This is a genomic window from Archangium minus (assembly GCF_044360475.1).
Classification (GTDB): domain Bacteria; phylum Myxococcota; class Myxococcia; order Myxococcales; family Myxococcaceae; genus Archangium; species Archangium minus.
In genome coordinates this window covers 10,426,865-10,440,390 of record NZ_CP043494.1, presented here as the reverse complement: position 1 = coordinate 10,440,390, position 13,526 = coordinate 10,426,865, and the positions used below count along the sequence as shown (strand labels likewise).

At 69.0% G+C, this 13,526-nt stretch carries 7 protein-coding genes; 6 read left to right on the top strand and 1 reads right to left on the bottom strand.

Annotated features, from left to right (window positions below; all coding sequences use genetic code 11):
- Positions 1–16 precede the first annotated feature (16 nt).
- From F0U60_RS42725 to F0U60_RS42705, 5 genes are all read left to right on the top strand, one after another.
- The gene (locus F0U60_RS42725) at positions 17–556 is read left to right on the top strand and encodes an SgcJ/EcaC family oxidoreductase (protein ID WP_395808755.1); all 540 of its coding nucleotides are present in this window, start codon (positions 17–19) and stop codon (positions 554–556) included.
- A 73-nt stretch (positions 557–629) separates the two neighbouring features.
- Positions 630–3,050, top strand: a complete 2,421-nt coding sequence (locus F0U60_RS42720; protein WP_395808753.1) for a protein kinase — start codon at positions 630–632, stop codon at positions 3,048–3,050.
- A gap of 320 nt (positions 3,051–3,370) precedes the next feature.
- On the top strand, positions 3,371–3,988 hold the full coding sequence (locus F0U60_RS42715; RefSeq protein ID WP_395808751.1) for a TIGR02265 family protein: 618 nt from the start codon (positions 3,371–3,373) through the stop codon (positions 3,986–3,988).
- Between the two features lie 343 nt (positions 3,989–4,331).
- On the top strand, positions 4,332–7,178 hold the full coding sequence (locus tag F0U60_RS42710; RefSeq protein WP_395808749.1) for a kelch repeat-containing protein: 2,847 nt from the start codon (positions 4,332–4,334) through the stop codon (positions 7,176–7,178).
- 172 nt (positions 7,179–7,350) lie between these two features.
- Positions 7,351–9,342 (top strand): ELWxxDGT repeat protein, encoded by a 1,992-nt coding sequence (locus F0U60_RS42705; RefSeq protein WP_395808747.1) that lies wholly within the window; start codon positions 7,351–7,353, stop codon positions 9,340–9,342.
- Positions 9,343–9,344: 2 nt separating this feature from the next.
- Here F0U60_RS42705 and F0U60_RS42700 read toward each other — a convergent pair whose 3' ends face one another.
- Complete coding sequence (locus tag F0U60_RS42700; RefSeq protein ID WP_395808745.1) at positions 9,345–10,655, bottom strand: sigma 54-interacting transcriptional regulator; 1,311 nt, start codon at positions 10,653–10,655, stop codon at positions 9,345–9,347.
- Between the two features lie 36 nt (positions 10,656–10,691).
- Between F0U60_RS42700 and F0U60_RS42695 the strand changes: the two genes are divergently transcribed.
- Positions 10,692–13,400 carry an amidohydrolase family protein gene (locus tag F0U60_RS42695; RefSeq protein WP_395808743.1) on the top strand — a complete coding sequence of 903 codons (2,709 nt, stop codon included), beginning with the start codon at positions 10,692–10,694 and terminating at the stop codon, positions 13,398–13,400.
- Positions 13,401–13,526: the final 126 nt, after the last annotated feature.

The window sequence follows — 13,526 nt, the reverse complement described above, 5'->3', positions numbered from 1 at the left end:
AGCTGGGGGTGTGAGCGTGAATTCTGAGCATTCCGCGGTGACGTCCGAAATCTCCGCTGACGAGGCCGCTGTCTTGGAGCTCTTGGGGCAACTCCATGACGCCTGGGGGAGGGGCGACGCCGATGGGTTCGCGGCGCTGTTCACGGAGGATGCTGATTACGTGGTTTTCGACGGCTCGCACTTGAAGGGCCGCGCGGCGATCGCGGAGAGTCACAGGCCCCTGTTCGAGCGGTTCATGAAGGGCTCTCGCCTGGTGGGCGAGTCCCCCTCGGTGCGCTTCCTGACTCCAGGGGTGGCTGTCGTCCACGGCAAGGGGGCGATCCTCATGGCGCGCCAGAAGCGCCCTTCTCGCGGGCGGCTGTCCGTTCAGACGCTCGTCGCCGTCAAGCAGGAGGGTCGATGGCGCTTCACCGCGTTCCAGAACACGCGCTATCGCCCGTTCGCGCAGACCCTCCTCGGGAGATTGTTGCTGCTCCTGGCTCCCAAGGGTCCCGCGTCAGTGGCCTCGCCCGCCATACCGGCCCGGGCTCGTGATGGCGCGAGCCTGTCTCGATAGGTCCCTTTGCCTGTTGATTTTTTTACCTGGGGTGAATGCAGGGGACGAGGGCGCGGGTTAGATTGGGTCCGCCGTGCCTGAGAACCCGCGACCGCCCGATACTGCCCTCGATGGGGGCGACAAGACCGTCATCCGTGGCACCCCGGGCGGGGCGCCCCTGGGCGAGGCCGCGTCCGGGCCCCTCTTCGCCGGGCGGTATGCCCTCCTGCGCATGCTCGGCCGCGGTGGCATGGGCACGGTGTATCAGGCACGAGACAGTCTCGTGGGCGATGTGGTGGCGCTCAAGACGCTGGAGCTCGGCAAGGACGCCGGCCCGGACGCGATCGAGCGCTTCAGCCGCGAGGTCCGCCTGGCCCGCCGCATCACCCACCCCCACGTGGCGCGGATGCACGACCTGGGCACCCACGAGGGCCAGACCTTCCTCACCATGGAGTTCGTGGAGGGGGAGGACCTTCGCACGCTGCTCGCCCGCGAGCGCCCGTTGACTGCGCCGCGCGCTGCTCGCCTCGCCCTGGCCGTCTGCGAGGGGCTGGCCGCGGCCCATGCCGCCGGGGTGGTGCACCGAGACTTGAAGCCGGCCAACATCCTCGTCGAGGCCGGTGGGCGCGTCGTCCTCACCGACTTCGGCATCGCCCGCGCGCTAGCGGGGGAGCTCGCCTCGCGCACCATGGGGGCGGTCGGCACGCCCATGTACATGGCTCCGGAGCAGGTGTCGGGAGAGCCGGTGGACGGCCGCGCGGATGTCTACGCGGTGGGGCTGTTGCTGTACGAGATGCTCACGGGCGAGGTGCCCTTCACCGGGGAGACGCCGTGGGCCGCCGCCATGGCCCGCCTGCGTAAGCCTCCGCCGGACCTGCGGCAGCGCGCCAACATCCCTCCACCCCTCGCTGAGCTGGTGCACCGCTGTCTGGGTCGCGCTCCCGATGAGCGGCCCGCGAGCGCGCTCGAGGTGGCTGGGGCGCTGCGCGACTGGCTCGTCAGCGTGGGAGAGCCCACCCTGTCGGGTCCGCCCATCCTGGCACCCGTGGCGGGTTCGCATGCCCCCGCCTCCGTCTCACACGCCTCCACGACGCGCACCTCGCCCCGCAGCAGCACGCCGGCGGTGAAGCAGGGGGTGGCGCTCCTTCCCCTGCGCTTCCAGGGCCCGCGCGATTCCGAGTTCCTGGGGGACTCGCTGACGGAGGCGCTCATCGACCAGCTCTCCCGGGCCCGCGGGCTGCGCGTGCCCGGCAGTGGGGTGACGGCGCGCTTCCGCGATGCTCGAGACCCACGGACCGTGGGGCGCGAGCTCGGGGTGGAGCTGGTGGTGGACGGGACGGTGCAGAGCGCGGGTCCGGCGGTGCGCGTCTCCGTTCGGTTGCTCGAGGCCCAGTCAGGTACCCAGCTGTGGAGTGGCCGGTTCGAGTACGCCTCCAACGATGCCTTCGAGCTGCAGGACCGGCTGGTGCCGCGCATCGCCGAGGAGCTGAGAGGAGAGGTGGTGCTCGCGGGTTGGCGCGCGAGCATCCCGCCCGAGGCGCTGGCGCTCCACCGGCAGGCGAGCACCTTGATTCATGGGACCTTTCGGGGGAGCCATGACGGGGAGCCGCTGGCGTTGCTCGACACGTGCCTGGAGCTGGCGCCGGACTTCGCGCCCGCCATGGCGCTCCATGCCATCGCGAGCCTGCGCGCGTGGTTCAGGAGCACGAAGGACTCCGCGCGGGACCATGTCGCGACCGCGCGTGCCAGTGTCGAGCGGGCCTTGCGTCTGGCGTCGGCGATACCCGAGACACACCTGGCGCGGGCGATGCTCGCCGCCCAGCAGGATGACTGGCACTCGGCGGTGACGGCCCTGCGCACGGGCCTGGACATCGCGCCCTGGCACGCGCCGACGCTCGAGTACCTGGGCAACATGCAGTGCGAGGCGGGCCGCGCGGACGAGGGACTCGTGCGGCTGCGGCTGGCCTATGACGTGTCACCCACGCTGGTGACGGCGCTGTTCGAGTTCGCCCGGTGCAGTGCCCTGCGCGGGAAGATGGAGGACTACCGGTGGGCGCTGGAGCGGCTGACTGCGTCGCCGGCGCACCGTATGGCGGCGGAGTCGCTGCGGGCCCGCGTCGCCGGGTGGACCCGGGATGTGGAGACGCTGCGACGGTGCAAGGCCGTGGCGGAGGATGGGGCGGACTTCATCTCCCGCATCACGGGCCTCTACGCCTCCGCGGTGCTCGGCGAGGTGCAGGCGCTCGAGTTGCTCCCCGTGTTCGACGAGGAGATCTCCCGGACGAACAGCCCGCGCTTCGTTTCGTTGATGTGTCAGATCTCCACCGAAATCCTCGGCCTCTGCGGCCACGCGGAGCAGGCGCTGGGCTACTTCCGGCGGGCCGCGGACACGGCGCTCATCGACCTGGAGTGGATTGACCACTGCCCGGCGCTTCAGCCGCTGCGTGCGTTGCCGGGCTTCGCAGAGGGGCGGCGCAAGGTGCGCGCCCGCGTCGAGACCCTCTGGAGCGTGTGAGCGGGCTCAGGCCTGGGCGGGCTCGAACGGGCCTCGCAGTCCCGAGCGGGACTCCATCCAGAACCGGTACCACCGGCACGCAGAACAGGGACCGGACGATCGCCGAGCCCCCCAGTGCGACGAGCGCAGACATGCGCTTGGACGCTCGCAGGGCCTTTCCGCCCTCGCCTGGGCGGCTTCTCGCGCTCCCTCAGTACGGGAGCCTTCTCCCCGAGTGGTCCCCGCTGGGCGAAAGCTACCCGGCTACGTCCCGCCCCTTACCAGAGTTCGCGGCACCGAGTAGCCTTGGCCCGAGCGCTTCTGTCGTAAGAGGGATGTACATGGAAAAGCCGGCCACTGCGGATCCGTCACAGCTCGAGCTCGGTTCGGAAGAAGAGTTGCGGTGGCGGCTCTCGCTTCTCGCTCCCACGGATCTCATGCGTGGGTTGTTCCTCAACAGCGTGGTGGATGAGGTTCGGCAGCACCTGGGCGAGGACGCCGTGCGGCGCTGTCTGGCGGAGATTGGCGAGGAGCGGATCCTCGACTTCTTCAACTACCCCCATCACACGTACATGCGGTTGCTCTACATGGCGTCGCGCCTGCTGAGCGAGAAGTACGGCAGCTTCGAGAAGGCCGTGTGGGAGCTGGGCTACGCCGCGTGTCGGACCTTCTATGCGTCCGCAGCGGGACGCGTCCTGCTGCTGATGGCGCAGGGAGACCCCCGGCGGCTCATCAGCAACGTGCCGGCGGCCATGGAGGCGGCGTCAAGGAACTCGGAGTGCAAGGCGACGCTGACGGGACCCAGGAGCGGCGTCATCATCAAGCACGATCTCATGCCTCGACAGTGGATTGAGGCGGGCTTCCTGTCGCTGTTCCACACCGCCAACGTGAAGGGGGCCAAAGTCGTCTCTCGGTCCCTGGGCCCCACTGAAAACGAGTATGTCATTACCTGGGAGTGAAGGGGGGTGTAAGGCCAGACACGACAACACCCCCGTTCATCGCATGAATGTAGAGGCCGCATGTGGGCGCACATCAGGTGCCTTTTTGCAAGGCCCGCATGGCCGGCGCTGAACGGCAATCCACTCTGGGATGCCTTGTTGCGTCGTCAAGGCGATATTCCGACATTGCTGTGATAGCGGACTTGAAAGATTGATTTTATTTTTCGAGTGCTCCCGGTGTAAAAATACATCCGCCCGTCTTGTACCGGACGTATTTCGGCCAGGAGCGGGAGTGCCGAGAACGCGCGGTGCGGTCAGTCAGACGTCACTGCCATCGTCGCAAAGCGTCTCTAAGGAGAGAGCGATGCGTCTGAACATAGGGGAGGGGGTACGGATGCTGTCTGATACCCACGAGAAGAGTTGGAGCGGTTTCCGCAGCCGGATGTTGATGGCCTTGAGCGTGTTGTTGCTCGCGGCCTGCGGCGGCGGAGCGCCATCGAGTTCGGAAGGTGCGAGCCAGGAGTCCGGGTCGGCGGTGCCGTCCTCGGCTGTGAGCACGCGCCCGCAGGGCCTGAGCAGCAGCAACAAGGTCCTGATCCTGGCCGGTACGGTCACCGATGGCGAGTACAGCGTTGAAGCGCAGGCGGCTGCAAGCCTGGGCTACGCGGTAGATGTTGTCTCCGACGCGGAGTGGGCGGCGAAGACCTCGGCGGACTTCGCCAGCTATCGCGCCATCATCCTGGGAGATCCCACGTGCAGCACCAGCGTGAGCCTGATCTCGGTGGTCGAGCAGAACCGCCACGTCTGGGGCCCGGTGATCGACGGTAACGTCGTCATTGTGGGCACGGACCCCGTGTACCACGCGGCGGATGTGTTCTCGCAGAACTCCGTCAAGTTCGCCGCCGCTCAGGAGGGCAAGACGGGTGCCTACATCAACCTGAGCTGCTACTACCACGAGACCGCGCCCAAGACGGCGGTGCCGGTGCTCGAGCCGTTCGGTTCCTTCACCGTGACGGGCGTGGGCTGCTACGACGACGCCCACATCGTGGCCACCCACGCGGCCCTCAATGGCCTGACGGACGACATGCTCTCCAACTGGAGCTGCTCCGTGCACGAGGCCTTCGATTCCTACCCGGCCGCCAACTTCACCCCGCTCGTCATCGCGCGTGACCCGACCTACGGTCCGCGCCTGCCGGGCTCCAAGGACTTCGCGGACGGCTCTCACGGCGTGCCCTACGTCCTGGCGCGTGGTGCCATCCCCGTGCGCTGCGGCGACGGCGTGGTGCAGTACCCCGAGGAGTGTGACACGGGCGCCAGCAACGGCGTGCCGGGCACGGCCTGCTCGTCTGTGTGCCGCCTGCACTGGTGCGGTGACGGCAAGCTCGACCCCGGTGAGGAGTGCGACACCGGTGCCTCCAACGGCTCGGGTACCTGCAGCGCTTCCTGCAAGTCCGTCTCCGTTCCTCGCCCTCCGGTGGCGAAGTGCAAGGACGTCACCGTGTCGGCCGACAGCCTCGTCTGCACCGTCTCCGGTAGCCGCATCAACATCGACAACGGCTCGTATGACCCGGACGGCGACCTGACGGGCTGCGACCAGTCGCCGAGCAACTTCGGCCTGGGCACCACCACGGCGACGCTCACCTGCTCCGACTCGACGGGCCTGCAGTCTTCCTGCACGGCGAACGTGACCGTCGTTGACACCACGGCTCCGACCATCACCTGCCCGGCCAACGTGTCGGCCGAGTGCGTCGCGGGCGGTGCGAACGTGAACCCGGGCCAGGCGTACGGCGATGACAACTGCAGCGACGCGACGTACTCCAGCAACCCCGGCGCTGGCCGCTTCCCGCTGGGCACCACCCCTGTCACGCACACGGGCAAGGACTCCGCTGGCAACACCTCCACCTGCACCAGCCAGGTGACGGTGAGCGACACCCAGGCTCCGGTCGTGTCGCTGGCGGGCTACCCCTCGCTGACCGTCACGTGCGGCAGCACCTACGTCGAGGCGGGCGCGACCGCCACCGACGCCTGCTCCGGTGACCTGAGCGCCGCGATTACCGTCACGGGTACCGTCAACACGAAGGTCGCGGGCACCTACACGCTCACCTACACGGTGAAGGACGCGGCGGGCCACGTGGGCACCGCCACCCGTACCGTCATCGTGATTCCGGGCCCCGGCGGCGTGTGCGAGGATCGGCACGGCGGCTGGATTCTGACGGGCAGCATGGCCCTGCCGCGCATGCTCCACACCGCGACCCTGCTGGACGACGGCCGGGTGCTGGTGGCCGGTGGTTTCAACACCACCTCGGAGCTGTACAACTCGGAGACCAAGACCTGGTCCGCCACGGGTAACACCCTGGGCGCGCACCGCGGTCACACGGCCACCAAGCTGCAGGATGGTCGCGTGCTCATCACCGGTGGCGGCTCGTGCCCCATCACCGACGCCACCGCGGAGCTGTATGTCCCCGCGGTCGGCAAGTGGCGGCCGGCCGGTAAGCTGAACCAGCAGCGCTTCCACCACTCGGCGGTGCTGCTGCCGAACGGCAAGGTGCTGGTGGCCGGTGGTCGCATCACCGAGTACGACGGCGCGGTGTTCGCCTCGGCCGAGCTGTATGACCCGGCCACGGGCTCCTGGACGTACACCGGCAGCATGAAGACGGCGCGTGCCTTCCACACCATGACCCTGCTGCCCAACGGCAAGGTGCTGGTGACGGGCGGCAGCGACGCCTCCGACGCCCTCATCAACTCCGCGGAAATCTACGACCCGGCGACCGGGACGTGGACGAGCGCGGCGAGCATGGGCGTGAGCCGCGCTTCGCACACGGCGACCCTGCTGAACAACGGCAAGGTGCTGGTGGCGGGCGGTGCGGGCATCGACGTGGCGCTGAGCTCCACGGCGGAGCTGTATGACCCGGCGTCCAACACCTGGACGGCCACGGGCAGCATGAAGGACCCGCGCAAGTGGCACACCGCCAACATGCTGCCGGATGGCCGCGTGCTGGTGGCCGGTGGCTACCACCAGCTCACGGGCATCATGACGGCCTCCGAGCTGTATGACCCGGCGACGGGCAAGTGGAGCGTCACGGCGTTCATGAACGTGGACCGCTACCGTCACACGGGCACCCTGCTCAACAACGGCACGGTGCTCGCGGTGGGCGGCGTCAGCAACCACGACAACGCGTCGGCTGAGTACTACGACCTGAACGAGCTGTAATCGCTCGGGCACCGGGGGGGCGTCCGTCGCCCTCCCGATATGCAAACCCAGGCGTAGCAGGCTTTCATGCAGGGGGCGCGAGGCTCCCGGGACACTTCCCGGGCCTCGCGCCCCCTGTGTTTTTTGTGCGCCTGCGTGGGGGGCGCACTCCGTTTGGAGAAGGAGGGAGTGGATGTCTCGTCGGACCCTGGAGTGGCTGTGTCCCTGGGCGCTCGTGCTGACGGTGGGGAGCGCCTCGTTGGCTCATGCGGAGGCCACTCCGCTCCCCGGGTGTCGTCCTCCCGCGATCATCAAGAACGTGGCGTCAGGGGCGGATGGCTCGTCGCCTTCCTCCTTCCTCCGGATGGGCGAGACGCTCTACTTCGTCGCGAGCGACGCCGCGTCCGGAGCCGAGCTGTGGAAGAGCGACGGGACGGAAGGCGGCACGGTACGCGTCAAGGACATCAACCCCTTGGGGGCGAGCTCGAAGCCGACCTTGATGACCGCGCTCGGTGGAGTGCTCCTCTTCTCCGCGAACGACGGTCAGCACGGGTCCGAGCTGTGGAGGAGCGACGGGACGGAAGCGGGCACGACGATGGTGCGGGAGATTGGTGAGGGGCTGGAGGCCAGCGGCATCACCGACATGCTCGTGATGGGCGGGAAGGTCTTCCTCGCCGCCGCGGACCATGTGGCCGGCCGGGAGTTGTGGGAGACGGATGGAACGTTCGGTGGCACGAGGCTCGTCGCGGACGTCCAGCCCGGTGGTCGCAGCTCCATCACCGCCAGATCGATGCGGCTCTTGGGCAACACCCTCTTCTTCGCCGCGGATGATGGCACCCACGGCTACGAGTTGTGGACGAGCAACGGGACGGAAGCGGGCACGCGGCTCGTCAAGGACATTGCGGCGGGAGCCACCAATGCCAATCCGGGGCAGCTGACGGTGGTGGGCAGCACGCTCTATTTCGCGGCCACTGACGGGACTGCCGCCAATGAGCTGTGGAAGAGCGACGGGACGGAAGCGGGCACGGTGCGCGTCAAGGCCAGCTCGGGCAAGACGATTGTCTCGCCCGAGGGCTTGAAGGCCGTGGGGGGCAAGCTCTTCTTCCGCTTGAACGACGGCGAGCACGGCTCCGAGCTGTGGGTGAGCGATGGGACGGAGGAGGGCACGCGGCTCGTCAAAGACATCCTGAAGGGGAGCGTGGGCTCGGCCCCGAGCGCCTTCACCGACCTGGGCGGAACGCTCTACTTCACCGCGAATGATGGCGGCAGCGGTGTCGAGCTGTGGGTGAGCGATGGGACGGAGGCGGGCACGCGGCTCGTCAAAGACCTCCGCGTTGGGAACCTGGGCTCGTCGCCTCAGTCGCTGACGGCGGGGGGCTCGAGGCTCTTCTTCTCGGCGGACGATGGCACCGGCTTCAAGCTGTGGATGAGTGATGGGACGGAGGAGGGGACTGAGCTGGCGGCCCCCGACCTGGCCGTTCATGATCCGCAGCAGCTGACGTTCACGGGCGACACCCTCTACTTCTCCGCCGAGGATGGGAACCTGGGACGAGAGCCGTACGCTCTCTCTCCGGCCTTCTTCGGCGACTGCACGCCGCCGAGCCTCACCTGCCCAGCGAGTGTGACGGTGGAGGCCACGGGCCGCTCCGGCGCCGTGGTGGGCTACGCCGCCGCGCAGGCGTTCGATGATGGCGCGGTGGCGCCCACGGTGAGCTACAGCCAGGAGTCCGAGACGGCCTTCCCCGTGAAGGACAACGTGGTGACCGTCACGGCTACTGACGCCGCGGGCAACACCAACACCTGCTCCTTCACGGTGACGGTGCGAGACACCCGGGCGCCCCTCCTGACCTGCCCGGCGGACGTGGAGGCCACCGCCACCAGCCGAGAGGGCGCGGTGATCAACTACTCTCCGGCGCAGGCGGCGGATGTCGCCTCGGACGTCATCCTCGACTACTCCACGCCGTCCGGGACCACCTTTCCTCCGGGAGATAACCCGGTGCAGGTCACGGCCACCGACGCCTCGGGCAACACGGCGACCTGCTCCTTCACCGTGAAGGTGGGCGCCGCCGGGAGTTCGACAGAGTCCGGGTGTGGCTGCACCTCGGGGCTCGCGGCGGATGCGCCCTGGCTGCTGCTGGGCATGCTGGCTCCGCTGATGGCTCGCCGCCGCCGTTCCTCCCGGTAGCCTCAGTCCCCCTCGCTCTGCACCAGCCCGTACTTGTGCAGCAGCGAGTAGAGGTACTTGCGGTCCAGCTCCGCCTCACGCGCGGCGCGGGCGATGTTGCCCTTGGTGTGGCGGAGCAGCCGGGTGAGGTACTCGCGCTCAAAGGCGCGCACCAGCTCGTCCTTGCACGCCTTGAAGGGCCCCGAGTACGCCACCGGGAGCAGCTCGCCCGTGGCGGAGTGGGGCTTGGACGTGGCCTCCTCGAGCGCGTTGCGCAGCTCGCGCACGTTGCCCGGCCACGTGTGTCCGAGGAACTGCTCGCGCCTCTTCTCCGGCAGCCGCGCCCACAACCCCTGGCCACCGAAAGCATCCACCAACAGGGGAAGGTCCTCCTTGCGCTCGCGCAGCGGCAGCAGCGTCACCGTGAAGACGGACAGCCGGAAGTAGAGGTCCTCGCGGAAGCGGCCCGCCTGCGTCTGCGCCCACAGGTCCCTCTTGCTCGTCACGACGATGCGCGTGTCAAAGGACACGGGCGCTGATGCGCCGAGCCGATGGAGCTCCCGGTCCTCGAGGGCGCGCAGCAGCTTGGGCTGTAGCTCCAGGGCGAGCGCGTCGATCTCCTCCAGGAGGAGGGTGCCACCGTGTGCCCGCTCCAAGCAGCCGATGCGCTGGCCCACCGCGCCGGTGAAGGCGCCTCTCTCGTGGCCGAACAGCTCGCTCTCGATGAGCGCGTCTGACACCGAGGCGCAGTTGAACACCACGAGTGGCCCTGATGCGCGCGGGGACAGCTTGTGCAGCGCCTGGGTCGCGGCGCCCTTGCCCGTGCCCGTCTCGCCTAGGAGCAACACCGTGGAGTCCGTAGGGGCGATGCGCTGGATCAGCGCGAAGAGCTGCCGCATGGGCACGCTGCGGCCCACCAGCTCGCCCAGCGAGTCCTCGGCGGAGGGAGCAATCTCCACCGGCGCCTCTTGGGGATTGAAGCGCAGTCGCACGTCGCCCACCCCGAGGAGGGCTCCGGGCCGCAGGTAGGCCTCGCGCACCTGGGCGCCATCGAGGAGCGTGCCGTGGGTGGAGCCGAGGTCCTGCACCAGGAACCGGTCCCCTTGGCGGCGCACCAGCAGGTGGTTGCGGCTGACGGTGGGGTGGTCGAGCACCACGTCGTTGTCCGGCGCGTTGCCGATGCGCAGCACCTCGTCGCCGAGCGGATAGACGGTGCCCGCCTGCTCGGTGTCCAGCAGCACCAGGTGAAACTGCTGCGCTGCGAGTCGTCCTCCGCGAGCCCTCTCGCCGGAGACCGGATGCACGGGGATGGGGACTGGAGGAGCGGAGGTCATGAGCGCCCCGGATTCTATCGTGATACGAGGGCCGCCATGCGCTATCGCCACCTCTCACTGCTGTTGTTGACCTCCTGCGCGACCGTTTCTCCAGCCCCCAACACTTCGACTGGGCCTGGCTCCACTGGGTCCACCACCGCGAGCCCCTCCGCACCGGCGTCCGCCTTCCGTCAGGAGCGCGCGGTGGTGGTGCGGCACGCCACGGTGATGCCCGCCTCGGGGCCGGCCATCGAGGACGGCGCCATCGCCTTCGCGGACGGGAAGATTGTCGCCGTGGGCCGCAACGCGGAGGTGGCCACCCCACCCGGAGCCGAGGAGGTGGATGGCACGGGCCTCTACGTGACGCCGGGCATCATCGATGCTCACAGCCACTTGGGCGTGTACGCCTCGCCGGAGACCAGCTCCACCAGTGACGGCAACGAGGCCACGGCCCCCGTGACGGCCGAGGTCTCCGCCGAGCACTCCTTCTGGCCGCAGGACCCGGGGCTGCGCCGAGCGGCGGCGGGCGGCATCACGTCCATGCTGGTGCTGCCTGGCAGCGCCAACCTCATCGGAGGCCGTGGCTTCCCGGTGAAGCTGCACTTCGGACGCTCGGCGGCGGAGATGCGCTTCCCCGGTGCGAAGGACGGTCTGAAGATGGCGTGCGGTGAGAACCCGCGTCGCGTCTATGGCGCGGGCCAGCACCGCGCGCCCTCCACGCGCATGGGCAACGTGGCCGGCTATCGCCAGGCCTTCGCCAAGGCGCGCGAGTACATGGAGCGCCAGGACGACTGGAAGAAGAAGCACGCGAAGAAGCCCGAGGAGTCCGGGCCCGCGCCGCTGCGTGATTTGCAGATGGAGACGCTGGCCGAGGTGCTGCGCGGCAACATCCTCGTGCAGAACCACTGCTACCGAGCGGACGAGATGGCGGTGATGCTCCAGGTGGCCGACGAGTTCGGCTTCTCCATCCGCGCCTTCCACCACTCACTGGAGGCCTACAAGCTGCGCGACCAGCTGGCGGCGAAGCAGGTGGCGGTGGCCACGTGGGCGGACTGGTGGGGCTTCAAGATGGAGGCCTGGGACGGGATTCCCGAGAACGCGGCCCTGGTGTCGCAGGCGGGCGGGCGCGCCGTCATCCACTCGGACTCGGCGCTGGGCATTCAGCGGCTCAACCAGGAGGCGGGCAAGGCCCTGTGGCGAGCGCGCGAGTCCGGTGTCCCCATCTCCGAGGAGGAGGCGCTGCGCTGGGTGACGCTCCACCCCGCGTGGGTGATGGGAGTGGAGGACAAGACGGGCTCGCTGGAGCCGGGGAAGATGGCGGACGTGGTGCTGTGGAAGAGCCACCCGCTGTCCGTCTACGCCCGCGCGCAGCGTGTCTGGGCGGACGGGGTCGTCACCTATGACGCGGCCCAGGGCGCCGTGAATGCGAGCGACTTCGAGCTGGGCGAGCGCATGGAGGCCTCGGCGAGGTTGGTGGCGCAGCCCTCGGCGTTGCCGGTCCTGAAGGACGCGGGGCTGGACGTGCGCTGCGAGCCCTCGAAGGACGCGGCGTGCGCCCGGCTCCTCGAGCTGAAGGCCGAGGCCACGTGCACCGCCTTCCAGGATGTGGCTGTGCTCTCCAACGGCACGTGGATGGCGCATGCCTCGGTGGTGGTGGAGAACGGGAAGGTGACGCGGGTGGAGACGGGGGCGGCTGGCGCGGTGCCCTCGGGGTGCCGCACGGTGGAGGGCAAGGGCCGGGTGCTGACGCCGGGCTTCGTGGATCCGCTCACCAGCCTGGGCGTGGTGGAGATTGGAGCGGAGGAGACCACGGTGGATGACTCGCTGCGGGGCGAGGCGGTGAAGGAGCCGATCCGCGCGGCGCTGCGGGCCGTGGACAGTCTCAACCCGGCAGCGGAGACGTTCCCCGTGGCGCGGCTGGGCGGAGTCACCACGGCGGGCGTGGTGCCCATGGGCGGGCTGGTGTCCGGACAGAGTGCGTGGGTGACGACAGACGGCACGGTGCGCCGTGCGCCGCTGGCCCTGCACATCAACCTGGGCGTGAGCGGCCGGGACGCGGTGTCGGGCCCTCGCTCGCTGGTGCTCGAGCGGTTGCGCGAGCTGCTGTTCGACGCGCGCGAGTACAACAAGCGCAAGAGCGACTTCGAGCAGAACCGCATGCGCACGCTGTCGGCGAGCCGGTTGGACTTGGAGTCGTTGCAGCCGGTGTTGGCGGGGACGCTGCCGGTGGTGGTGACGGCGAACCGGGTGTCGGACATCCGGGCGGCGCTGGCGCTCGGGCGCGAGTTCGGGCTGAAGGTGCTGATCGCCGGAGGGCGCGAGGCGTGGATGGTGGCGCCGGAGCTGGTGGCGGCGAAGGTGCCGGTCATCCTGCAGCCCACGCAGAACCTGCCTTCGAACTTCGATGGGCTGAACAGCCGGCTGGACGCGGCGGCGCTGCTGAACGCGGCGGGGGTGAAGGTGCTCTTCTCCACCCTGGGTGAGCCGCACATGGTGCGCACGCTGGCGCAGGAGGCGGGCAATGCGGTGGCGTGGGGGATGCCGTACGCGGACGCACTGCGCGCCATCACCTCGAACGTGACGGAGGCGTTCGGAGTGGAGGGCGGTCAGGTGGCGGCGGGACAGGTGGCGGACCTGGTGCTGTGGAATGGGGATCCGTTGGAGTTGAGCAGCCGCCCCCTGGGCATGTGGCAAGCAGGCCGGCAGGTGCCGCTCACCAGCCGCCAGCACGCCCTGTTCGAGAAATACCGCACGCTGTCGAAGTAGGGTGGCGCCTGGGCTTCGAGCGGCGGCGCGCCGCGCGCTGACACCGCCGCGCCATTTTCGGGCCCCCCCTCTTCAATTCAGGGCCCGAGAGGGGTTATGAGTAGGGATTCCAGTTAAAGGAGATTT